Origin of the sequence: Azospirillum agricola (genome assembly GCF_020005195.1) — a bacterium.
GTDB classification, from domain to species: domain Bacteria; phylum Pseudomonadota; class Alphaproteobacteria; order Azospirillales; family Azospirillaceae; genus Azospirillum; species Azospirillum agricola.
The window spans coordinates 403,423-425,777 of sequence record NZ_JAIFZR010000005.1; the positions used below are offsets into that span (position 1 = coordinate 403,423).

Annotated in this window: 24 protein-coding genes; 18 read left to right on the forward strand and 6 right to left on the reverse strand. The window is 70.1% G+C overall.

The features are described from left to right. The first annotated feature begins 96 nt into the window (after positions 1 to 96). A complete protein-coding gene (locus JN22_RS16775; RefSeq protein ID WP_085557206.1) occupies positions 97 to 942 on the forward strand; it encodes a BglII/BstYI family type II restriction endonuclease in 846 nt (281 codons plus the stop codon). Between the two features lie 489 nt (positions 943 to 1,431). On the opposite strand, the gene JN22_RS16780 is transcribed toward JN22_RS16775, so the two are convergent. The 3 genes from JN22_RS16780 to JN22_RS16790 form a co-directional block, all read right to left on the reverse strand. Continuing rightward, on the reverse strand, positions 1,432 to 2,796 hold the full coding sequence (locus JN22_RS16780) for a glutamate--cysteine ligase (RefSeq protein ID WP_085555051.1): 1,365 nt from the start codon (positions 2,794 to 2,796) through the stop codon (positions 1,432 to 1,434). Positions 2,797 to 2,841: 45 nt separating this feature from the next. Further along, on the reverse strand, positions 2,842 to 3,630 hold the full coding sequence (locus JN22_RS16785) for a 16S rRNA (uracil(1498)-N(3))-methyltransferase (protein WP_085555052.1): 789 nt from the start codon (positions 3,628 to 3,630) through the stop codon (positions 2,842 to 2,844). An 85-nt stretch (positions 3,631 to 3,715) separates the two neighbouring features. Further along, positions 3,716 to 4,117, reverse strand: coding sequence for a response regulator (locus JN22_RS16790; RefSeq protein ID WP_085555053.1), 402 nt, complete (start codon positions 4,115 to 4,117; stop codon positions 3,716 to 3,718). 237 nt (positions 4,118 to 4,354) lie between these two features. Here JN22_RS16790 and ubiA point away from each other — a divergent pair, with 237 nt between their 5' ends. Continuing rightward, positions 4,355 to 5,278: a 4-hydroxybenzoate octaprenyltransferase gene (ubiA, locus tag JN22_RS16795; protein ID WP_085555054.1), complete on the forward strand. Its 924-nt coding sequence runs from the start codon at positions 4,355 to 4,357 to the stop codon at positions 5,276 to 5,278. A 234-nt stretch (positions 5,279 to 5,512) separates the two neighbouring features. Here ubiA and JN22_RS16800 read toward each other — a convergent pair whose 3' ends face one another. Further along, the gene (locus JN22_RS16800) at positions 5,513 to 6,280 is read right to left on the reverse strand and encodes a CHAP domain-containing protein (RefSeq protein ID WP_223677761.1); all 768 of its coding nucleotides are present in this window, start codon (positions 6,278 to 6,280) and stop codon (positions 5,513 to 5,515) included. A 191-nt stretch (positions 6,281 to 6,471) separates the two neighbouring features. On the opposite strand from JN22_RS16800, the gene JN22_RS16805 reads away from it, so the two are divergent. The 4 genes from JN22_RS16805 to JN22_RS16820 all read left to right on the forward strand — a co-directional run bounded on the left by JN22_RS16805 (position 6,472) and on the right by JN22_RS16820 (position 10,782). After that, positions 6,472 to 7,128 carry a class I SAM-dependent methyltransferase gene (locus JN22_RS16805; protein WP_085555056.1) on the forward strand — a complete coding sequence of 219 codons (657 nt, stop codon included), beginning with the start codon at positions 6,472 to 6,474 and terminating at the stop codon, positions 7,126 to 7,128. Between the two features lie 81 nt (positions 7,129 to 7,209). After that, the gene (locus JN22_RS16810; protein WP_085555057.1) at positions 7,210 to 8,721 is read left to right on the forward strand and encodes a UbiD family decarboxylase; all 1,512 of its coding nucleotides are present in this window, start codon (positions 7,210 to 7,212) and stop codon (positions 8,719 to 8,721) included. Positions 8,722 to 8,854: 133 nt separating this feature from the next. Continuing rightward, the gene (locus tag JN22_RS16815) at positions 8,855 to 9,316 is read left to right on the forward strand and encodes a DoxX family protein (protein WP_085555058.1); all 462 of its coding nucleotides are present in this window, start codon (positions 8,855 to 8,857) and stop codon (positions 9,314 to 9,316) included. Between the two features lie 110 nt (positions 9,317 to 9,426). Then, on the forward strand, positions 9,427 to 10,782 hold the full coding sequence (locus tag JN22_RS16820; protein ID WP_085555059.1) for a TldD/PmbA family protein: 1,356 nt from the start codon (positions 9,427 to 9,429) through the stop codon (positions 10,780 to 10,782). A gap of 72 nt (positions 10,783 to 10,854) precedes the next feature. Here the strand turns inward: JN22_RS16820 and JN22_RS16825 are convergent, their stop codons facing one another. Further along, a complete protein-coding gene (locus JN22_RS16825) occupies positions 10,855 to 11,787 on the reverse strand; it encodes a diacylglycerol/lipid kinase family protein (protein ID WP_223677762.1) in 933 nt (310 codons plus the stop codon). Positions 11,788 to 12,000: 213 nt separating this feature from the next. Here JN22_RS16825 and JN22_RS16830 point away from each other — a divergent pair, with 213 nt between their 5' ends. Together JN22_RS16830 and JN22_RS16835 are read left to right on the forward strand one after the other, a co-directional pair. Then, positions 12,001 to 12,918 (forward strand): UDP-2,3-diacylglucosamine diphosphatase, encoded by a 918-nt coding sequence (locus tag JN22_RS16830; RefSeq protein ID WP_223677763.1) that lies wholly within the window; start codon positions 12,001 to 12,003, stop codon positions 12,916 to 12,918. Continuing rightward, the gene (locus tag JN22_RS16835; RefSeq protein ID WP_085555061.1) at positions 12,915 to 13,913 is read left to right on the forward strand and encodes a glycosyltransferase family 4 protein; all 999 of its coding nucleotides are present in this window, start codon (positions 12,915 to 12,917) and stop codon (positions 13,911 to 13,913) included. Before JN22_RS16830 ends, JN22_RS16835 begins: the two co-directional genes overlap by 4 nt. Positions 13,914 to 13,926: 13 nt before the next feature. Here JN22_RS16835 and JN22_RS16840 read toward each other — a convergent pair whose 3' ends face one another. Beyond that, complete coding sequence (locus tag JN22_RS16840; RefSeq protein ID WP_085555062.1) at positions 13,927 to 14,541, reverse strand: DUF2239 family protein; 615 nt, start codon at positions 14,539 to 14,541, stop codon at positions 13,927 to 13,929. Positions 14,542 to 14,642: 101 nt separating this feature from the next. On the opposite strand from JN22_RS16840, the gene JN22_RS16845 reads away from it, so the two are divergent. The 10 genes from JN22_RS16845 (at position 14,643) to JN22_RS16890 (ending at position 22,002) form a co-directional block, all read left to right on the forward strand. Then, positions 14,643 to 14,978, forward strand: a complete 336-nt coding sequence (locus JN22_RS16845; RefSeq protein WP_085555063.1) for a GIY-YIG nuclease family protein — start codon at positions 14,643 to 14,645, stop codon at positions 14,976 to 14,978. Positions 14,979 to 15,098: 120 nt separating this feature from the next. Next, positions 15,099 to 16,382, forward strand: a complete 1,284-nt coding sequence (locus JN22_RS16850; protein WP_085555064.1) for a 3-deoxy-D-manno-octulosonic acid transferase — start codon at positions 15,099 to 15,101, stop codon at positions 16,380 to 16,382. A 40-nt stretch (positions 16,383 to 16,422) separates the two neighbouring features. Further along, positions 16,423 to 17,445: a tetraacyldisaccharide 4'-kinase gene (gene lpxK / locus JN22_RS16855; protein WP_085555065.1), complete on the forward strand. Its 1,023-nt coding sequence runs from the start codon at positions 16,423 to 16,425 to the stop codon at positions 17,443 to 17,445. Continuing rightward, the gene (locus JN22_RS16860) at positions 17,429 to 18,325 is read left to right on the forward strand and encodes an LpxL/LpxP family acyltransferase (protein ID WP_085555066.1); all 897 of its coding nucleotides are present in this window, start codon (positions 17,429 to 17,431) and stop codon (positions 18,323 to 18,325) included. The genes lpxK and JN22_RS16860 overlap by 17 nt, the downstream gene beginning before the upstream one ends. A 38-nt stretch (positions 18,326 to 18,363) precedes the next feature. Next, complete coding sequence (locus tag JN22_RS16865; protein ID WP_085555067.1) at positions 18,364 to 19,026, forward strand: LysE family translocator; 663 nt, start codon at positions 18,364 to 18,366, stop codon at positions 19,024 to 19,026. A gap of 141 nt (positions 19,027 to 19,167) precedes the next feature. Then, the gene (locus JN22_RS16870; protein WP_085555068.1) at positions 19,168 to 19,563 is read left to right on the forward strand and encodes an NADH:ubiquinone oxidoreductase subunit NDUFA12; all 396 of its coding nucleotides are present in this window, start codon (positions 19,168 to 19,170) and stop codon (positions 19,561 to 19,563) included. A gap of 29 nt (positions 19,564 to 19,592) precedes the next feature. Next, positions 19,593 to 20,084, forward strand: a complete 492-nt coding sequence (gene mlaD, locus JN22_RS16875) for an outer membrane lipid asymmetry maintenance protein MlaD (RefSeq protein ID WP_085555069.1) — start codon at positions 19,593 to 19,595, stop codon at positions 20,082 to 20,084. Positions 20,085 to 20,211: 127 nt separating this feature from the next. Then, on the forward strand, positions 20,212 to 20,970 hold the full coding sequence (locus tag JN22_RS16880; protein ID WP_085555070.1) for a class I SAM-dependent methyltransferase: 759 nt from the start codon (positions 20,212 to 20,214) through the stop codon (positions 20,968 to 20,970). Positions 20,971 to 21,041: 71 nt separating this feature from the next. Continuing rightward, entirely contained in the window at positions 21,042 to 21,476 is a 435-nt protein-coding gene (locus JN22_RS16885) for a hypothetical protein (RefSeq protein ID WP_143268343.1), read from the forward strand. Positions 21,477 to 21,549: 73 nt separating this feature from the next. Beyond that, positions 21,550 to 22,002, forward strand: coding sequence for a DUF2155 domain-containing protein (locus JN22_RS16890; RefSeq protein ID WP_223677764.1), 453 nt, complete (start codon positions 21,550 to 21,552; stop codon positions 22,000 to 22,002). Positions 22,003 to 22,355: the final 353 nt, after the last annotated feature.

The following is a 22,355-nucleotide window of genomic DNA, read 5'->3' on the forward strand; positions in this document are numbered from 1 at the left end:
GGCGCGCCGGCCGCCGTCAACCGATGGAAGGGGTGGATTTGCCGGTCCGCAACCGCCATGGTGGCGGCCCCGCCCTTTCCTGCCGCGATGCCGTCCATGAACCTGCTGAGTTGCGTCCATGACACCGCCCCGATCATCGAGGCCAGGGACGCCGATCTGGGCGACCTGTTCCCGCCCGGCTTCCTCGATCTGTACGAGGTCCACAGCTACCGCAACGCCGCCCGCATCCTGGCCCATGCCTGCACCGCCGAGTTCCAGGAGATCGTCGCCCGGCTGATGGAGTTCCGCATCCGCACCGAGGACATCGTGGCGTCGGGCGGCAACAAATCGCAGATCGCCAAGTCGATGGAGCTGATGCTGAACCCGCTCGGCTGGCACGAGACGCGGATCCGCGGCGACCTCTTCATCACCAAGATGATCGTCACGCACGAGGAGAAGCGCCGCATCTCCGGCAAGAACCGTGGCCAGACCGTGGTCGAGCACCGCCAGCGCGACGAGATCTACAAGGTCAAGGGCTTCATCGACGGCCACAAGATCGACTTCGTGAAGGGGCGCGTCTCCTTCGACCTGGAATGGAACAGCAAGGACCAGACCTTCGACCGCGACCTCTACGCGGCGCGGACCTTCTACGAGTGCGGCATCATCAGCGCCGGCGTGCTTCTGACCCGCAGCGCCGAGTTGGCCCCGCTGTTCACCGAGGTGGCGCGGCGGGTCGAGATGAAGAATTTCCAGAACAAGTACGGCGCCAGCACGACCTGGATGAAGAAGCTGCTCTACCGTCTGGACGCCGGGCGCGGCGGCGGCTGCCCGATCCTGGCGCTCGGCATCCGCCCGGCGCTGGTGTCGGACTTCGAGGACTGGAAGGAGCGCCACCCGGTCATCCGGCAGGTCGCCGCCCTCGACGTCGACGCGGCGTCGGAGGACGAGGACGATCTGGGGTGACGGGAACGTGGCTTCATTGGGTTGGTCGGGGTTTGGACACAGATGAACACAGATAGACACAGATGAAAATAAACACAGATTAAATTTTCGTGCGTTTAATAAGAAACGCACGAAAATTTAGCCTTTTGATGACGAGCGGATTCACGCTCCAAACCGATTCCGGTTTTACGCGATCCGCTCTAATACCAGAGCCAGAAAGTTTTGACTTCTGGCTCTGGTATCGGCCGCGACTGCGGCCGCGCGGGCCCATGCCCGCGAAGCCAAGGCCCGCGGAGGCGGGCCGCCCGGCGTTTGAGGGACCGGAAAGTTCCGACCACAGGTCGGAACTTTCCGGTACTGGTATAAATAGAATGTTTTGGCTCGAAAACTCCGCACGAAGCCTGCCGCGCATTCCCGTTCATCTGTGTCTATCTGTGTTCATCTGTGTCAAAAATAAAAACGCCGCCCACGCACAGGAACGTGAGCGGCGCCAAACCAACAAATCCAATCTCAGTACGCGCAGTCCTTGAACACCGGATCGACGCTGCCGCCCCATTCGCCGTTGAACTTGGCGAGCAGTTCGTCCGCCGGGCTGCGGTTGCTCTCGGCGATGGCCTGGAGCGTGTCGAGGAAGTGGGTCTCGTCGTCGCCCCAATTGTCGTTGCGGGCGCGGCGCGCCAGACCGTCGCGGGCGATGGCCAGCGCCTCAAGCGCGACGTCCCGCACGCTGCGGCCGCGGAACGGCGTGCGCAGGCCGGAGCGCGGAACCTCGGCGCGCAGATGCGCCCGCTCCTCCGTCGTCCAGTCCTTCACAAGGTCCCAGGCCGCGTCCAGCGCCTGGCTGTCGTACAGCAGCCCGACCCACAGGGCCGGCAACGCGCACAGGCTGCGCCACGGACCGCCGTCGGCGCCGCGCATCTCCAGATACTTCTTGAGCCGGACCTCCGGGAAGGCGGTCGTCGTGTGGTCGGCCCAGTCGGTCAGCAGCGGGACCTCGCCCGGCAGGGCCGGCAACTTGCCCTCCAGGAAGTCGCGGAAGGACTGGCCGGCCGCGTCGATGTAGGTCCCGTCGCGGTAGACGAAATACATCGGCGTCTGCAACAGATAGTCCACATAGCGTTCGAAGCCGAAGCCGTCCTCGAAGACGAAGGGGATGTCGCCGGTGCGGTCGGGATCGGTGTCGGTCCAGATGTGGCTGCGGAAGCTCTGGAAGCCGTTCGGCTTGCCCTCGGTGAAGGGCGAATTGGCGAACAGAGCCGTGGCGATCGGCTGGAGCGCCAGCGACACCCGGAACTTCTTCACCATGTCGGCTTCGGACGCGAAGTCCAGATTGACCTGCACGGTGCAGGTCCGCAGCATCATGTCGAGCCCGAGCCCGCCGACCTTGGGCATGTAGTCGCCCATGATCTTGTAGCGGCCCTTGGGCATCCACGGGATCTCGTCGCGCGCCCATTTCGGCTGGAAGCCCAGCCCCATCATGGCGATCCCCAGCTCGCCGCCGACCTCCTTGACCTGACGCAGGTGGCGGTGCACCTCGGCGCAGGTCTGGTGCAGGGTCTCCAGCGGCGCGCCCGACAGCTCGACCTGCCCGCCCGGCTCCAGCGTGATGTTCGCCATGCCCTGAACCAGCGCGATGACGTTGCCCTTCTCCTCCACCGGCTGCCAGCCGAAGCGGGTCAGGCGCGTCAGCAGTTCCCGGATGCCGTCCGGCCCGTCATAGGGCAGCGGGCGCAGGTCGGACGCGCGGTAGGCGAATTTCTCGTGCTCCGTCCCGATGCGCCAGGCCTCGGCCGGCTTGCAGCCCGATTCCAGATAGGCGACCAGTTGGCGGCGGTCGGTGATCGGTTCGCCGCGCGTTGTCGGGGGTGCGGACATGAAGGCTCCCGCGGGTGGGTTGCAATGGCGTGTTCAGCAACATGTTCAGTCGATGGAAGCGACCGGTGAGCGGAAGGGCGGCCGGGTGTCGCCGCCGTCGGCCGTCCAGTCCCCGGCGAGGGACTGCCAGCAGGCCAGTGCCGCCACAACCGCCGTGTCGGCCCGCAGGATGCGCGGCCCCAAACCCACCGGGACAACAAAGGGGAGTTTGATCAGTTCGTCAAGTTCCGACTGGTCGAAGCCCCCCTCCGGCCCGACCAGCAGCGCGGCGGGGCTGGACCCCGCCGAACGCATGGCTTCGGCGATCGGCCGCGCCGCCCCGGCCTCGGCGCAGAGATAGAGCGTGCGCCCCTCCGGCCAGGCGGCCAGCGCGCGGTCGAGCGGCAGCGGGTCGGCAACCTCGGGCACGCTCAGCCGCTCGCACTGTTCGGCGGCCTCGACGGCGTTGGCGCGCAGCCGGTCGGTGTTCACCCGGTTGGGGTCGGTGCGGCGGGTGAAGACCGGGCACAGGCGCGAGACGCCCATCTCCGTCGCCTTCTCCGCCACGAAATCGATGCGCCCCTTCTTCAGCGGCGCGAAGACCAGCCAGAGGTCGGGGGTGCCCGTCTGCGGCCGGCGCCGCGCCCGCACCGTCAGCGAGCACCAGCCCTTGCCGAAGCCGTCGATGACGGCGCCCCATTCGCCGTCGCGCCCGTTGAACACCGCCACCGGGTCGCCGCGGTCGAGCCGCAGGACATGGCGCAGGAAATGGGCGCGCTCATGGTCGAGCCCGACCGATTGCCCTTCGGTCAGCGGGCTGTCGACGTAGAGGCGGGTCTTGGGCTGTTCGGCCATGGTGTCGGATCTCCGCGAAACGGAGCCGACTATAGCTCTCCGCGCGGGAATCCGTCAGCCTTTCGGCGAACAGGGAGGCGCCCCTTCAGGCCGCCTCGACCAGCCGGTCGATCTGGCGGCGCAGTTCGGCGGGCTGAACCGGCTTGTGCAGGACGAGGAAGTCCTCGCGCTGGGCGGCGGCGGCCAGCGCGGCGCCGGTGTCGCCGGTCAGGATGATCGCCGGCACCGCGGCCCCGGCGGCCTCGCGCACGGCGCGCACGGCGTCGACGCCCGACACGCCGTTGCGCAGCCGGTAGTCCGAGACGATCACCGATGGCGGCGGCGCTTCGGGCGGAGCCTCGGCCAGAGCCGCCAGCGCCGAAGCGGCGTCCTCGACCGCGACGACACGGTAACCCCAGGTTTCCAGCATGATCTCCATGCCTGCCAGGATGATCGCTTCGTCATCGATGATGACGGCGAGCCGGTCGGAGCACTCGGTCGAATCCATTTTAAATGGCAAGCCGGTTCGGTTGATCGTGAAAAACAGTATCGACCGGCGCGCGGCAAGAGCAAGCTCTTTTCTTCCAGGACAGCGCAATCATACAGGCGCAACTCCTTTTTGGGAGAGCTTCCGCCCGAAGGGATGAGGCCGGGGCCCTTGCTCCTTGCCCTCCCACAAAGCGCCCGATACCTTGCCGCCCGGCTTCACCGACATTCGCCACGAGAGCGGAAGCGATTCCCCGCCATGACCAGCACCGATCAGCCCGGCCCGGCCGGCTTCACCGACATTCGCCAGGACGGCTGGATCGGCCGCTGGGCTCCCGCCCCGCTGCGTCCCTACCTGACCCTGGCCCGGCTTGACCGGCCGATCGGCACCTGGCTGCTGCTGTTCCCCTGCTGGTGGGGCGTGGCGCTCGCCGCCCCGCGCTGGCCCGACCTGTGGATGATGCTCCTGTTCGCCGTCGGCGCCATCGTCATGCGCGGGGCCGGCTGCACCGTCAACGACATCCTCGACCGCGATTTCGACGCGAAGGTCGAGCGCACCCGCTCGCGCCCGATCCCGTCGGGTCAGGTGTCGGTTCGCCAGGCCGTCGCCTTCCTGGTCGCGCAGCTGCTGCTGGGGCTGCTGGTGCTGGTGCAGCTCTCCCCGGCCGCCATCGGTCTGGGCGTGCTGTCGCTGGCGCTGGTCTTCACCTACCCGTTGATGAAGCGCATCACCTGGTGGCCGCAGGCCTTCCTCGGCCTGACCTTCAACTGGGGCGCGCTGATGGGGTGGGCGGCGGTGCGCGGCGACCTCGACTGGCCGGCGGTGGCCATGTACGTCACCGGGGTCGCCTGGACGCTGGGCTACGACACCATCTACGCCCACCAGGACAAGGAGGACGACGCCCGCATCGGCGTGAAGTCCACCGCGCTGCGGCTGGGCGACACCAGCAAGATCTGGATCTACGGCTTCTACACCCTGACCTATGTCGGGCTGGGGATCGCCGGCCGTCTGGCAGGCCTGGGCGGGCTGTTCCTGCCGCTGCTGTCGGTGGCCGCCCTGCATCTGGCGTGGCAGGTGGCGACGTGGCGCCCCGACGATCAGAACGACTGTCTGGCGAAGTTCAAGTCGAACCGCTGGTTCGGCTGGCTCGTGCTGGCGGCGATCCTCGCCGGGAAGCTGTGAGGCCGGGAAGCCGTGAGCCGGGAAAGCTTCGATCCGGCCGGCGCCGCTCCGCCGATTCGCCAAGAAATGTCATCCCCGCGACGGGGCGCGAATCGGTAAGGTGAACGGGTGATGTCGAGCCGATGCCGTCAACCCGCCCTGGGGGCTTCCCCTGATTGCCTGGGGCGCCGGGCCGGGAGAGCATGGATGTAAGAAGAGCCCCGCCGGACGCGACGGAGCGCCGAAACGCCCCTCCTACCGCTCCAGATCGTCCACCAGCTGGGCGACGGCGTTGGAGCCGGGCTTGCGGCCGGGCATTTGGGTGCGCAGACCGTCCACCGAGGCGACCAGCCCCTTGGCGGCACCGTCGGTGACGCTGGCCGGCTTGCGGGCCGGCAGGACGGCGACGTCGAGCCGCTCCGGCTTCTGCGGAGCGGTCAGCGCGGCGGTGAGAAGCTGCGGCTTGCGGCCGGGCACGCCGACGGTGTGGCCCTTCGCCAGCGACGCCTGGACGATGCGCGGCTCGCCGCGCTTGGCGCCACGGCCCTGCGGCGAGACGGTGAAGCCGCTGTCCATGCCGCGATCGCCGGCGTCGAGCACGCGGCCGCGCTTCGGTGCCTCCTCGCCTTCCGGCAGGATGAAGCCGTAGGCGGTGTAGACGCGCAGGCCGAGTTGGTCGGTCGGCTCGTGCCAGACGCGCACGGCGGACCAGTCGTTGCCCTTCGACACGTCGACGACGCGCATGCCGCGGCGCAGGCCGTCGCCGTCGATCCAGGTGTGGTCGACCTCGATGGTGCGACGGTCGATCACCGCGCTGACCAGCGAGACGTGGCCGCGGCGCATGTGGCCGGTCTTCTTGAAGACCAGGACGGAGCCGACGGCGGGATGGTTGTCGCGGTCATACTGCCCGGCGGCGTGGTTCCACCACGTCCAGGCGTCGCCGCGAATCGTGAAGTCGGAGATCGCCCGCACGGTGCGCACGCAATCCGATGCGGCGGCCGGCGCGACGGCAAGGGGGCTCAACGCGATCAAAGCCGCAAACGAAAGGCTGATGGCGGTTCCCCTGGCCCGCATGACTCCCCCATTCCCTTTGTCTTTCCCCTTACGAACGGGTAACACGGGTTCCAGGCTCTGTCTACACCGTTTGAATTATGTAACCGTGATGGACGCCGGCGCCTTCGCCCAAACCAGCGGAACATCGTGAGAATCCAGGCATGAACAACCCGTCTCCGCTCGACTTCGTCCGCGACAACACGACGCTGGCGACCACCCCGCTGCTGCCGGAACTTCAACTTCATCTTGCCACCGAGGTCACTCCCCTGTGGCAGGCCACCGAAGAGACCTTGGCCGAGAAAAATCTCCCACCTCCTTACTGGGCCTTTGCGTGGCCGGGCGGCCAGGCGGTGGCCCGCCTGCTGCTCGACCGGCCCGATCTGGTGGCCGGAAAGTCGGTGCTGGATTTCGCCGCTGGAACCGGAATCGTCGGCATCGCGGCGATGAAGGCGGGCGCGGCGCGGGTGCAGGCCTGCGACATCGACCGCTTCGCCCTGGCCGCCATCGCGGCGAACGCCGAAGCCAACGGGGTGGACATCAAGGCGGTCAGCGTCGATCTCGTCGGGCGCGAGCTGCCGGGCATCGACGTCGTGCTGGCCGGCGACGTCTGCTATGAGAAGCCGATGGCGGAGCGGGTGACGGCGTGGCTGCGTGGGGTGGCGGCGACCGGCACGCTGGTGGTGCTGGGCGATCCCGGCCGCGCCTACGTCCCGACCAGCGGGCTGGAGCGGGTGGCGACCTACACGGTGCCGACCTCGCTGGAGCTGGAGGACCGCGAGACGCGCGAGACGACGATCTGGCGGCTGCTGGCGGAGTGACAAGGCCCCTGCCCCCTTGACGCCCATGCCTCCACGGGGAACCTTACGCGCCCTCGAAGAGCCCTGACGGAAGCCCATCCCATGCCCTACACCTCGTTGCGCGATTTCATGGACCGGCTGGAGAAGGCGGGGCGGCTGGTGGTGGTGAAGGAGCCGGTCTCCACCCATCTGGAGATGACCGAGATCCAGACCCGCCTGCTCGCCGAGGGCGGCCCGGCGGTGCTGTTCGAGAACGTCGTCAAGGCCGACGGCACGCGCTCCGAGATGCCGGTGCTGGTCAACCTGTTCGGCACGGTGGAGCGGGTCGCCTGGGGCATGGACCGCGAGCCGCACCAGCTCCGCGCGGTCGGCGAGACGCTGGCCTTCCTCAAGCAGCCGGAGCCGCCCGGTGGTTTCCGCGAGGCGATGGAGCTGATCCCGCTCGCCAAGACCGTGATGTCGATGAAGCCCAAGACCGTCGGCTCCGCCCCCTGCCAGGAGGTGGTGCTGACCGGCGACCGGATCGACCTCGGCCGCCTGCCGGTGCAGGGCTGCTGGCCGGGCGAGCCGGCCCCGCTCATCACCTGGCCGCTGGTGGTCACCAAGGGGCCGACCGGCAAGCGTGAGGACGACTTCAACCTCGGCATCTACCGCATGCAGATGCTGGGCAAGAACAAGACCATCATGCGCTGGCTGAAGCACCGCGGCGGCGCCCAGCACCACCACCGCTGGGCCGCCAGCGGCAAGCGCGAGCCGCTGCCCTGCGCGGTCGTGCTCGGCGCAGACCCCGGCACCATCCTCGCCGCCGTGACGCCGGTCCCCGACACCCTGTCGGAGTACCAGTTCGCCGGGCTGCTGCGCGGCAAGAAGGTCGAGCTGGTCGATTGCAAGACCGTGCCGCTGAAGGTCCCCGCCCAGGCCGAGATCGTGCTGGAGGGCCATGTCAGCCTCGACGAGTACGCCGACGAGGGGCCCTACGGCGACCACACCGGCTACTACAACTCGGTCGAGTCCTTCCCGGTCTTCACCGTTACCGCCATGACGATGCGGCGCAACCCGATCTACCTCTCCACCTTCACCGGCCGGCCGCCCGACGAGCCCTCGGTGCTGGGCGAGGCGCTGAACGAGGTGTTCATCCCGCTGCTGATCCAGCAGTTCCCGGAGATCGTCGATTTCTGGCTCCCGCCGGAGGGATGCTCCTACCGCATCGCCGTGGTCAGCATGAAGAAGGCCTATCCGGGCCATGCCAAGCGGGTGATGATGGGCGTCTGGTCCTTCCTGCGCCAGTTCATGTACACGAAATGGGTGATCGTCGTGGACGACGACATCGACGCGCGCAGCTGGAAGGACGTGATGTGGGCGATGTCGACCCGCATGGACCCGGCGCGCGACATCACGGTGATCGAAGGCACGCCGATCGACTATCTCGACTTCGCCAGTCCCGAGTCGGGCCTCGGCGGCAAGGTCGGGCTCGACGCCACCAACAAATGGCCGCCCGAGACCAAGCGCGAGTGGGGCCAGAAGATCGCCATGGACCAGGAGGTCGTCGAGCGGGTCAGCCGCAAATGGGACCTCTACGGCCTGCCCGGCAGCGGCACGCCGATCTGGAAGTGAGCGGCGGATCGTTCTTTCATCGACAACAATCCATCGCCGAAAGAGCGGATTATCGCGATCAGGGAAACGCGTAATCTCCTCGTCAGACGAACCGCCCACCAACGGGCTCACCTGAGACGAGGAGATCACGATCATGAGCAACACCGCCGCCAACGGCATCGACAGCCGCACCGCCCCCTACGCCGCGCTGGTCCTGCGAGTCGGCCTCGGCCTGCTGTTCCTGGCCCACGGCCTGCTGCTGAAGGTGCTGACCTTCGGCTTCGCCGGCACCGTCGGCTTCTTCGAGAGCCTGGGATATCCCGGCTTCTTCGCCTATCTGGTCATCCTCGGCGAGATCGGCGGCGGCCTGTTGCTGATCGCCGGCGCGTACACCCGCTGGATTTCGCTCGCCCTGCTGCCGATCATGATCGGCGCCACCCTCCAGCATGTCGGCAACGGCTGGCTGTTCACCGCGCCGAACGGCGGCTGGGAGTTCCCCGCCTTCTGGACCGCGCTGCTGGCGGTGCAGGCCCTGCTGGGCGACGGCGCCTTCGCGGTGAAGGTCCCGGCCCTGACCGCTGGCTCGACCGCCGCCGGCCGTTCGCAGACGGCCTGACCGACCGCGAACACAACCCAAGCGGAACGGGGGAGGGGCAGAACGCCTCTTCCCCGTTCCGCGTCGGCGCCCCATTTGCTAGACAGGACGGAGACCAACCGGAGTTCCTGATGCCCGTTTCGCCGAACGACCAGCCCGAGGTCCTGAACCTGCTGGATGACCTGATCGCCAAGGCCCGCGCCGCCGGGGCGGACGCCGCCGACGCCGTTCTCTTCGACAGCGCGTCCGTGTCGCTCAGCCAGCGCCTCGGCAAGCCGGAGAAGCTGGAGCGGTCGGAGTCGGGCGATCTCGGCCTGCGGGTCTTCATCGGCAAGCGCCAGGCCATCGTCTCCTCCACCGACCGCAGCGCCACGGCGTTAGCCGAACTGGTGGAGCGCGCCGTCGCCATGGCCCGTGTCGTCCCGGAGGATCCCTTCACCGGCCTCGCCGATCCCGAACAGCTCGCCACCAGCCTGCCGACGCTCGACATCCTCGACCCCGACGAGCCGGCGACCGACATCCTGATCGAGCGCGCCCGCCGGGCCGAGGAGGCGGCGCTGGCGGTGGCCGGCGTCACCAACTCCGAGGGCGCCGACGCCGGCTGGAGCCGCTCGACCATCGCCATCGCCGCCTCGAACGGCTTCGCCGGCAGCTACGGCGTGTCGCGCCAGTCGCTGTCGGTGTCGGTGCTGGCCGGGACCGGCACGGGCATGGAGCGCGACTACGACTACGACAGCAAGGTCTACGGCAGCGACCTGCGCGACGCCGGGGAGATCGGCCGCGAGGCCGGGGAGCGGGCGGTCCGCCGCCTGAACCCGCGCCGCATGAAGAGCGGACGCTTCCCGGTGGTGTTCGACCCGCGCGCCTCGCGCGGGCTGCTCGGCCATCTGACCGGCGCCATCAGCGGGCCGAGCATCGCGCGCGGCACCAGCTTCCTGAAGGACAAGATGGGCGAGCGCATCTTCGCCGAAGGCATCACCATCGTCGACGACCCGCACGTCAAGCGCGGCCTGCGCTCCCGCCCCTTCGACGCCGAGGGCGTGGCGGTCAGCCGCCGCACCCTGATCGAGGACGGGCGGCTGACGACCTGGCTGCTCGACCTGCGCTCCGCCCGCCAGCTCGGGCTCCAGACGACCGGCCACGCCGCGCGCGGCACCTCCGGCCCGCCCGGCCCGGCCCCGGCCAACGTCTACATGACCGCCGGCACGCGCAGCCGCGCCGACATCCTGGGCGAGATCGAGGAGGGCTTCTACGTCACCGACCTGATGGGCATGGGCGTCAACGGCGTGACCGGCGACTACAGCCGGGGGGCCGGCGGCTTTTGGATCGAGAAGGGCCAGATCGCCTTCCCCGTCAACGAGATGACCATCGCCGGCAACCTCAAGGAGATGTTCCTGAACATCGAGGCCGCCGACGATCTGGAGCTGCGCTTCGGCATGGACGCGCCGACCGTGCGCATCGACGGCATGACCATCGCCGGACTGTAAACCCCCGGCATCCATGCCCCCACCCCGGCCCTCCCCCGCTTCGCAGCGGGGGTTAGGGTGGGGCAAAAATACTCAAGGCACCAGCACCGGCAGGGTCCAGCCGGCCAGCGCGATCTCCGCCGGCAGACGCGCCACGACGTCGCCGTCGCCCTGCACCGCGTCATCCGCCGGCCCCTCGATCACCACCCGCCGCGCCGTCGCCACCCGGTAATCCGGGAAACGATGCAGCCGCCCGGCGGTGACGCCCCAGACATAGCGCAGCGCGTTCCACCGTCCGCCCTTCGGGAACAGGCAGACATGCAGCTCCGGCTCGGTCAGCCGGGCGTCGGGCGCGCAGACGAAGCGCCCGCCGTAGAAATGCCCCTTGGCGACGATCACCGCCGCCACCTCCTCCGCCGCACCGCCGTCCAGCGCCACGCGGTAGCGGTGGTCCGGCCGCACCGCCAGTTGCACCAGCGTTTCCGCCACATAGGCGCCCTTGCCGACCAAGCGCTTCAGCCTCGTGTCGACGCGCTCGACCACCCGCGCGTCAAGCCCGACTCCGGCCATCATCGAAAAGACCCGTCCGTTGGCGACCGCCGGGTGAATCTCCGCCGTCCGGCCGCCGGCCAGCACTCGCGCGATCCCCTCCGCATCGGCCGGCAAGCCCAGTTCGCCGGCCAGCACGTTGGCGGTCCCCATCGCCACGATGCCGAGCGGCACCGGCCGGCCGGCGGCGGCATGGACCGCCAGCCCGTTGATCACCTCGTTGATGGTGCCGTCGCCGCCGGCCGCCACCACCGCGTCGACGCTGCCCGGCTCGACCGCGCGGGCGAAGGCCTCGGCGTCGTCGCGCCCGCCGGTGGAGCGCACCAGCACGGCGGCACCGTGCGCGCCCTCCAGCCGCTCGACCACCGCGCGCAGCCGGCGCGCGCGCCGGCCGCCGGCGACCGGGTTGTGGATCACCAGAAGCCGCCGCGCCGTCGCCGGCCGACCGAGCACACCCACCCCATCGACTGAATCCAACAACGATTCGCTCCCGTACGGCGGCGCGCAGGCGCCCTTTGTTGCAGCAACGTGACGATTCCGCGAAGAACAGATTTCAGAAATCGGACAGTTTTGTTTTTCACTGGGACAAATCAATTCCGTCCCAGATGTGGGAACCCCCAGGCATTGTCAAGACAATCGATTGCGATTATACCCGCTTCGTCTTTGAAAGACTCTGTGACGACCTGTGTCATGGCGACGACGGAGCGGATGATGGACGGCGCATACGCGGGCGGCGCGATCCTGGGCGGCGCAATTCCGGACGAGGCGGCTCCGGACGAGCCGCCGGCGGCCAAACGCTACCGCAGCATCTGGATCTCCGACGTTCATCTGGGAACGCGCGGCTGCCAGGCAGAACTTCTGCTCGATTTTCTCAAGCACAACGAGTCCGACCATCTGTTCCTGGTCGGCGACATCGTCGACGGCTGGCGGCTGAAGAAGACCTGGTACTGGCCGCAGGCGCACAACGACGTCGTGCAGAAGATCCTGCGCCGGGCGCGCAAGGGCGTCGAGGTTTATTACATCCCCGGCAACCACGACGAGGCGGCGCGCGACTATGTCGGCCTCCAGTTCGGCGGCGTGCATGTGGTGGACGAATGGATCCACACCACCGCCGACGGCCGCCGCCTGCTGATCACCCACGGCGACCGCTTCGACGCGGTGGTGCGCTACGCCAAGTGGCTGGCCCTGCTGGGCGACCACGCCTACGTCGTGCTGCTCCAGGTCAACACGGCCTTCAACTGGGCGCGGCGCAAGCTCGGTTTCCGCTACTGGTCGCTGTCGGCCTACCTGAAGCACAAGGCCAAGACCGCCGTCGAGTTCATCGGCAAGTACGAGGAAGCTCTGGGCGAGGAGGCGCGGCGCCGCAAGGTCGATGGCGTCGTCTGCGGCCACATCCACACCGCCGAAATGCGCGACATCGAAGGAATCCTCTATTGCAACGACGGCGATTGGGTCGAGTCCTGCACCGCCTTGGTCGAGCACGACAGCGGGGCACTGGAGATCATCCACTGGGCGGACGCCATGGCGCGGCGCAGCACCGCACCGAAGGCCCTGCCGGATACGGCAGCGAAGGCCCTGACGAAGGCGGCGGCGAAGGCGGCGGCGTGAACATCCTGATCGTCAGCGACGCGTGGCACCCCCAGGTCAACGGAGTCGTCCGCACCATCGGCACCGTCCGCCAGGAACTGGAGGCCATGGGCCACAGCGTCGAGGTGATCGGTCCCGACCGTTTCCGCACCCTGCCGATGCCGACATACCCGGAGATCCGGCTGGCCATCGGCGCCAGGCGGCGGCTGTGGGCGATGATCGAGGCGATGCGCCCCGACTGCATCCACATCGCCACCGAGGGGCCGCTGGGTTTCGCCGCCCGCTCCTACTGCCTGAAGCACGGCAAGCCCTTCACCACCGCCTACCACACGCGCTTCCCCGAATATCTGCGCGACCGCGCGCCGGTTCCGCTGGCGCTGTCCTACGCGGTGGTCCGCCGCTTCCACAAGCCGTCCTCGGCGGTGATGGTGGCGACCCAGACCATCGAGGACGCGCTGACCGGGCGCGGTTTCGCCAACATCCGGCGCTGGACGCGCGGCGTCGACACCACCCTGTTCCGCCCGCGCGACAAGGCGTTCCTCGACCTGCCCCGCCCGGTGTCGCTGTATGTCGGCCGCGTCGCCGTGGAGAAGAACCTGGAGGAGTTCCTCAGGCTCGACCTTCCCGGCACCAAGCTGGTGGTCGGCGACGGCCCGGCCCGCGAGGAACTCCAGCGCAAATACCCGGATGTTCACTGGGTCGGCGCCAAGCACGGCGAGGAACTGGCGCAGCACTACGCGGCGGCCGACGTCTTCGTCTTCCCGTCGCGCACCGACACCTTCGGGCTGGTTCTGCTGGAGGCGCTGGCCTCGGGTGTGCCGGTGGCCGCCTACCCGGTGCCGGGGCCGCTCGACGTGGTGAACGGCTCGGGCGCCGGCTGCCTCGACGAGGATCTCAAGCGCGCGGTGGAGACGGCGCTGACCATCCCGGCGGAGATCTGCCGCGACTACGCGCTCGGCTATTCCTGGCGCCGCTCGGCCGAGCAGTTCCTCTCCAACCTGCGGCCGTTTTCCTGAAAGGCGACGGCCTTCACTCAACCGGGCCGTCACCGCCCGGCGCGAGCCGGAGCGCATGATCCCGCACATCGGCCGGCCACCCCGCCATGTGCCGTTCCAGCCCGGCGCGGTCGCCGGCGAACAGGGCGCGCGACGCCTCCTCGAAGCCGGGCCGGTCGCCGGCCATCGCCGACAGGAATCGGTAGGCCGCCTCCCGCCGCCCGCGCGTCCGGGTCTGGCCGCCGTCGCGCCGCGACGCCTCCTCGACCAGCTTGCGCAGAGCCACCGAGGCGCCGCCTGGCTGCGCCGCCAGCCAGCCCCAATGGCGGGGCAGCAGAGTCACCTCGCGCGCGACCACCCCCAGCCGGGGCCGCCCCCGCCCGCGCGGCGCGTCCGGCGCTCCCTCCGCCGGCCCAGCCCCTGCCGCCGGGGCCGCCGGTTCGGACAGGCGCGCGAGAATGTCGGCCTCGCCGCCGCGCAGATCGAGATCGACCACGCGGCCCGTCGCGTCGTCGAACACCAGCACCGCCCCATCGGCGGCTTCCCCGGCGTGACGGTGCACGGCAACCGCCACCTTGCCCAGCGGACCGGCGGACAGGAGGCGGTCGCCGACGAAGGCGGCGCAGGGTTTGAGCAGGGCATCGGGCATGAACAGGGTTCCTTCGGTAAGTGAGCGTCCATTTATACCCGGATAATATTGACAGCGCAATTATCATCCGGGTATAAATCCGCCGTACCCTGGAGGATTGGATGAACAACGATGACAGGAAGGCCGCGGTGGCGGCCTACAAGGAACGCACCGCCGTCGCCGGCATCTACGCCCTGCGCTGCGCCGCATCGGGGCAGGTCTGGGTCGGCCACGCCCCCGACCTCGCGACCATCGGGAACCGCCTGTGGTTCACGCTGCGGACCGGAACCGCCCCTCACCGCGACCTGCAAGCGGCCTGGACCGCACACGGCGCCGACAGCTTTTCCCTGGAAACGCTGGAACGGCTGGAGGAGGAGGAGCTGCCCTTCGCCCGCAAGGCCCTGATCAGGAGGCGGTTGGCGCATTGGCGGGACCATCTGGGAGCGGCGGCGCTCTGATCACGCACCCGGCGCTGCGTTTCCGCCTCACACGCATCAAGGCGCCGTGCTAAGGTGCGGCCGGCCGCGCGGCCGGGACTCCGGCGGCGCTCTCTTTGTCACGTTCCTGTTCCGAGCCGCATGCTGCACACCCTCTACCGTGGCCTGACGACCATCGCCGGGCCGGCGGTGCGCCTCTACCTCGACCGCCGCAGCACCGACGGCAAGGAAGACCCCGCCCGCCAGGCGGAGCGGTTCGGCACGGCCTCGCGCGCGCGGCCCGGCGGAAGGCTGGCCTGGATCCACGCGGCCAGCGTCGGCGAGGCGAATTCGGTCCTCGTGCTGGTCGGCCGGCTGCTGGCCGACGCGCCCGGCCTGACCGTGCTGATGACCACCGGCACCGTCACCTCGGCGGAGCTGATGGCCCGGCGCCTGCCGGCCGGCGCCATCCACCAGTATGTGCCGGTCGACCTGCCGGCGGCGGTCGACCGTTTCCTGGACCATTGGCGCCCCGACGCGGTGCTGTGGACGGAATCGGAGATCTGGCCGAACCTGCTGGCCGGCATCCGCGCCCGCGCCATCCCGGCGGCGCTGGTCAACGCGCGGATGTCCGAACGTTCCTTCGGGCGCTGGCGCAACGCGCCGGGGCTGATCGGCTCGCTGCTCTCGACCTTCCAGGTGACGCTGGCGCAGACCGAGGGCGACGCCGACCGCCTGCGCCGGCTGGGGGCCTCCGGAGTCGCGAGCGTCGGCAACCTGAAATTCTCCGCCGAGCCCCCCCCGGCGCCGGACGCGGCGATGAACGCGCTCAGCGGCGCGCTGGACGGACGGCCGGTCTGGCTGCTCGCCAGCTCCCACCCCGGCGAGGACGAGATCGCCGCCGCCGTCCACGCGGCGCTCGTCCCCGTCCTGCCCAGCCTGCTGACCGTCGTCGTCCCCCGCCACGCCCACCGCGGCGAGGCGATCGCCGAGCTGATGCGCGCGCGCGGCCTGACGGTCGCCCGGCGAGCCGGCGGTGTCCTGCCGCGGCCGGAGGATTCCGTCTACGTCGCCGACACCATGGGCGAGCTGGGCCTGTTCTACCGCGCCGCGCCGGTGGTCTGCATGGGCGGTTCCTTCATTCCACACGGCGGGCAGAATCCGGTGGAGCCGGCGCAGCTCGGCTGCGCGGTGCTCTACGGCCCGCACATGTTCAATTTCGGCGAGATCACCCACAAGCTGGAGGCGGCCGGCGGCGCCCTGCCCGTCGCCGACGGCCCGGCCCTGATGCTGGCCGCCCGGCGGCTGCTGACCGACGACGGCGCCCGCGCCCGCATCGTCGCCGGGGCCGCCCGCGTGACCGAGGACAACCGGCGCATCGTCGACCGCGCCCTGGGCGCGCTCGCCCCGGTGCTGGGCGCCGCCGGCATCCGCACGGCCACCTGATGGGGCGGCCGACGGGATTGCCCGGCCGGGGAGCGGTGGCGTGAGGACTCCCGGCTTCTGGTATGGCCCGCCGGGGCTGGCGGCGGCGCTGCTGGCGCCGCTGGGCGCGCTGTACGGCGCGGCCGGGCGGCGCCGGATGGCGGGGACGGTCCCGCACCGCGCGGCCGCACCCGTGATCTGCATCGGCAATCTGGTGGCCGGCGGCGCCGGCAAGACCCCCGTCGGGCTGGCGGTCGCCGCCGCCCTGGCGCGGCGCGGCGTCGCCGCCCACGCGCTGACGCGCGGGCATGGCGGGCGCGAACCCGGCCCCCTGCGCGTCGATCCCGCCCGGCATGGCGCGGCGGATGTCGGCGACGAGGCGCTGCTGCTGGCGGCGGCCGGCCCCTGCTGGGTGGCGCGCGACCGCGCCGCCGGGGCCGACGCGGCGGTCGCGGCCGGCGCCCGGGCCATCGTCATGGACGACGGCTTCCAGAATCCGGGCCTCGCCAAGGATCTGTCGTTGCTGGTCGCCGACGGCGCGGTCGGCTTCGGCAACGGCCGCCTGATTCCCGCCGGCCCCCTGCGCGAGCGCGTCGCCGACGGCCTGCGCCGCGCCGACGCGCTGGTCGTGCTGGGCGAGGACCGCGCCGGAGTCGCGGCCCAGGTGGCGGCGCGGACACCCGGCCTTCCCGTGCTGCACGCCCGGCTGGAGCCGGCGGCGGCGGACGCCGCCGACCTGCGCGGCCGGCGCCTGCTGGCCTTCGCCGGGATCGGCCGGCCGGAGAAGTTCTTCGCGACGTTGGAAGCGCTGGGCGCCGAGCTGGTGCAGCGGGTTCCCTTCGCCGACCACCACCCCTTCCGCCCGGCCGAGATCGCGGCCCTGATCGATCGGGCGGCGACGCTGGGCGCCCTGCCCGTCACCACCGCCAAGGACGCCGTCCGCCTGCCGCCCGGCCTGCGCGCCCGCCTGCGCGTGCTGCCGGTCGCGGTGGCCTGGGACGATCCGGGAGCGCTCGACGCCCTGCTCGACCGGCTGCCCCTCACTCCACGACCGAACGGAGGCCCGCATGGCGAAGCCGCGTAGCCCGCTGGCCAGATGGCTGACCCGCAACCTCGCCCATCCGCTGGAGGCCGCCCTCGTCCATGGCGTCAACGCCCTGTTCCGCGCGCTGCCGCTCGACCGCGCCTCGGCGCTCGGCGGCTGGATCGGGCGGACGGTGGGGCCGCGGCTGCCGGGCAACCGGACGGCGCGCCGCAACCTCACCCGCGCCTTCCCGGAGAAGCCCGTGGCCGAGATCGATTCGATCCTGCGCGGCATGTGGGACAATCTCGGCCGCACCATCGCCGAATACCCCCACCTCGACCGGATCGGCGCCGAGCGGGTCGAGGTGACCGGCGGCGAACACGCCGTCGCCATGCGCGAGGACGGCAAGGGCGGCATCCTGGTGTCCGGCCATCTCGCCAACTGGGAGATCCTGTCGGTCGCCGCGCGCAAGCTCGGCCTGGAACTGGCGGTTGTCTACCGCGCCCCCAACAACCCCTATGTCGGCAAGCTGCTGGTGAGCTTGCGCGGCGCCGCGAGCGCCACCCAGATCCCCAAGGGCGCGGAGGGCGCCCGCGCCCTGCTGCGCGTGCTGGCCACAGGCGGGCATGTCGGGATGCTGATCGACCAGAAGATGAACGACGGCATCCCCGTCCCCTTCTTCGGCCGCGACGCCATGACGGTGACCGCCGCCGCCCAGCTCGGCATGCGGTTCGGCGTCCCACTGTGCGCGGCGCGGACGGAGCGGCTGGAGGGCGCCAATTTCCGCGTCACCGTCCTGCCGCCCGAGGCATACCCGACCAGCGGCGACCGCAACGCCGACAGCCGGATTCTGATGGAACGCCTGAACCGTCTGTTGGAGGATTGGATCCGCGAGCGCCCGGCCCAGTGGCTGTGGCTGCACCGGCGCTGGCCCGACTGACCCACACGCGCTCCCCCGCCCCCCACGAGTTTCCCGCAATGTCCCTGCCGCTCGATCCCCATCTGGTCCAGCTCTATCTGGTCGCCGTCGGCGTCCTGATCCTGGCGCCCGGCCCCGATTTCCTGCTGGTCCTGACCCGCAGCATCGCCGACGGGCGCCGGACGGGGATCATCGCCATGCTCGGGATCTCTCTCGGCAACCTCATCCACACGCTGCTCGCCGCCGCCGGCATCTCGGCCCTGATCGCCGCGTCGCCGGCCCTGTTCGACGTGCTGCGCTACGCGGGCGGCGGCTATCTCGCCTGGATCGGCGCGCGCGCCCTGTGGAGCGCCTGGACCAGCCGGGGCCAGGACGCGGAGGCTCCGGTCCCGGCGGCCGACTCGGCGCCGCCGACGGCCGTGTTCCTCCAGGCGCTGCTGACCAACCTGCTGAATCCCAAGGTCATCCTGTTCCAGCTCGCCTTCGTTCCGCAGTTCATCGCCCCGGCGCTCGGCCATGTGGCGGTGCAGATCTTCATCCTCGGCAACATCATCACCGTGCTGGGCGGGATCTATCTCGCCGGGGTCGCGGCGCTGAGCGCCGGCGCGGCGCGGCGCGTGCTGGCCAGCGCGCGGGTGCGGACGGCGCTCGACGGCCTCGCCGGGGTGCTGTTCCTCGGCTTCGCCGTGCGCCTGCTGCTGACCGACCGCCGGTTCGCCTGACCCCCCAAGTGTCGGCAAACGCGGGTGATCGGGCATGGACGGCGGGTGTGGACGGCGGGGAGTTGCGGTGTCATAGTGCGGCCCGCATTCCAACGGCCCCTTTCGAACGGGGCGGTCCAGCCCCCGAATTCGTGAGCGACGATGAGCGAGCCTCTCTCCCTGTTCACCAAACTGGCGAACATTCACATCCGGTACGTGACGTGGCGCCGGGGCGCCAAGGTCGGCAGCGACCGCTTCGGCAATGTCTATTACCGTAGCAAGGACGCGCCGCAGCGCGGCGTCCGCGAGCGCCGCTGGGTGATCTACGCCGGCGAGCCGGACGCGTCGAAGATTCCGCCGGAATGGCACGCCTGGCTGCACCACACCACCAAGGACCCGCTGCCCGAGGGCAACAGCGCCTTCCACAAGCCGTGGCAGAAGGAGCATCTGCCCAACCTGTCCGGCTCGACGCAGGCCTACCGGCCGCCCGGCCACGCCCTGGCGGGCGGGCAGCGCGTTGCCGCGACCGGCGATTACGAGCCCTGGACTCCGGCCTGATCGGCCGGCAGTCGGACTAGGATCATCCCATGCGCCGGAACGTGATCGAAACCGTGCTGGGCGGCGTCGTGCTCGCCGCGGCCGCCGTCTTCCTCGCCTTCGCCTACAAGAGCGCCGACCTGCGCAAGGTGCAGGGCTACGAGCTGACCGCGAACTTCTCCAGCATCACCGGGCTGCAAAGCGGCGCCGACGTGCGGATCAGCGGGGTCAAGGTCGGCTCCGTCTCCGCCCTGACGCTCGACCCCAAGAGCTATCAGGCGGTCGTCCACCTGTCGCTCGACAACACGGTCAAGCTGCCTAAGGACACGGCGGCGGTGATCGCCTCGGAAAGCCTGCTGGGCGGCAAGTTCCTGTCGCTGGAGCCGGGTGGCGACCCCGACACGATCCAGCCGAACGGCCGCATCGAGTACACCCAGAGCACGCCGGGGCTGGAGCAGCTTCTTGGGCAGGTCATCTTCTCGCTGCAAAGCATGAGCAAGCCGGCCGACCAGGCCGCCGGCGCACAGCCGCCGAAGATGTAGCCGCCGAAGATGTGAACCCCCGGCATCGCCGGATCGATGTTCATACGAAGGGGGCCGTCCGGCCCCCTTCGTCGTTTCGGAACCGGATCAGCCGGTTCGATCATTCCGCCAGGGAAAGGACTCCGCCATGACCACCACCGCTCAACGCTGGGAAGCCGGCGGCTACAAGCACCACGCCGGCTTCGTGCCGGAGTTGGGCATGCCGGTGGTGGAACTGCTCGACCCGCGTCCGGGCGAGCGCATCCTCGACCTCGGCTGCGGCGAGGGCACGCTGACCGAGCGGCTGGCGGCGCTGGGCTGCGTGGTGGTCGGCGCCGATTCCAGCCCCGAGTTCGTCGCCTCGGCCAAGGCGCGCGGGCTCGACGCGCGGGTGGTGGACGGCCATGCCCTGCCCTTCGCGGCGGAGTTCGACGCCGTTTTCTCCAACGCGGCTCTGCATTGGATGACGCGGCCGGACGCGGTGGTCGCCGGGGTGGCGCGGGCGCTGAAGCCCGGCGGGCGTTTCGTCGGCGAGTTCGGCGGGGCCGGCAACGTCGGCCGCATCGTCACGGCGCTGGAAGCGGCGCTCGATCGCCGGGGGCTGGACGGCCGCGCCGCCAACCCCTGGTATTTCCCGACGCCGGAGGAGTACCGCGAAAAGCTGGAGGCCGCCGGCTTCGCCGTCCGCTCGATCGCGCTGATCCCGCGCCCGACGCCGCTGCCGACCGACATGGCCGGCTGGCTCGCCACCTTCGCGCAAAGCTTTCTCAATCGTGTTTCGGAAGCGGAACGACCGGCGCTGGTCGCCGAGGTCCTCGACGCGGTGGCGCCGGAGCTGCGGGACTCGGAGGGACGCTGGACCGCCGATTACGTCCGCCTGCGCTTCGCCGCCGACGCCTCGGCGTAAGGGTCCGGAACCAAAGGTCACGCTTGCCCGTTTCCCCTGCAACGGATGTCAAGAACGCAGGAGGATGTGCGATGCGCGTGTCTGTTCTGGCCGTATTGGGCCTGGGCTTGCTGACCACCGCGTGCGGCAACACCATGGAGGAGAAGGCGTCGACGGGCGCCCTGAGCGGGGTGGCCGCCGGCGCGGTGGTCGGCGGCCCGGTGGGGGCCGTGGTCGGCGGCGTGGCCGGGGCGGGTGCCGGCGCCACGACCCAGAAGGTCGAGGAGCGCAACGGCACCGCCGGGTCGGGCAGCTCGGCCACGAAGTCGTCCGCCCACCATCGCGAGGCCGTGAAGCGGAAGCCGGCGGCGACCGGCACCTCGGGCACGAACTGGTCGACGCCGAGCAACAGCTCCACCACCAGCGGCACCTCCGGCAGCAGCAACAGCACGACCACCACGTCGCCGGACGGCAGCACGACCACGACCACCACGACGACCACCCCGTCGGGAACCTCCGCGCAGTAGACGGCGGCGGCGTTCCGGGATAGAAGGCGGAGCCTGTCTCAAGCGCCGTCCGAAACCACGGAAGCGACCCGACGTGACGAAGTTCCAAACGCCGACGAAGCCGCAAGCTCCGTCGTCCGCCCGGTTGAAGAGCGCGGCCCTCGCGGCCGCGCTTCTGCTTGCGCCCGCCGCCGTCGTGCTTGGCGCCCTTCCCGCCGCCGCCGCCCCGGCGCCCGAGCAGATGCTCGCCCGGTCCAGCGCCAAGCTGCAATGGCTGGACAAGGTGACGGCCCGCACCTCCACCTTCACCATCGCGGTGGGGGAGACCAGGACGATGGGCAGCCTGCGCATCACCCTGCGCGCCTGCAAGGAGAACCCGCCGATCGAGCCGCCGGAATCCGCCGCCTTCCTGGAGGTGGTCGAGATGAAACCCGGCGAGCAGGCCGAGCCGGTGTTCAGCGGCTGGATGTTCGCGTCCAGCCCCGCCCTGTCGGCGATGGAGCACGCCATCTACGATGTGTGGGTGCTGTCCTGCGGAAACGCCTGACGGGGCACGGCCACCGGTCCGGGATGGAAGTCCCGGCGTGGAAGCCCCGATGTGGCGGCTCTGACGCGGAAGCCGTTGGTGTGGAGGTTTTTGGTGCGGACGGGGGGACTCGAACCCCCACTCTCAGAAAGAAACAGATTTTCTTACCAGCTTCGGCTTTCGCCGCCGCCCGGACCGGCGTCCCCCGGCCGGGCGTTCGTGGTCTGGACTATCCCTTCACCCTCGCCTTCCGGCCTTAGGTGCCGCCCGTCTAGTCTCTACACCTTCCCCGGAACCGGGGCTTGGCTCGGGATTGGCCTGGGCGGATGCCGTTAGCGTTCCCCGAATTTGAGCGGTTCTACGTCCCGGATTTC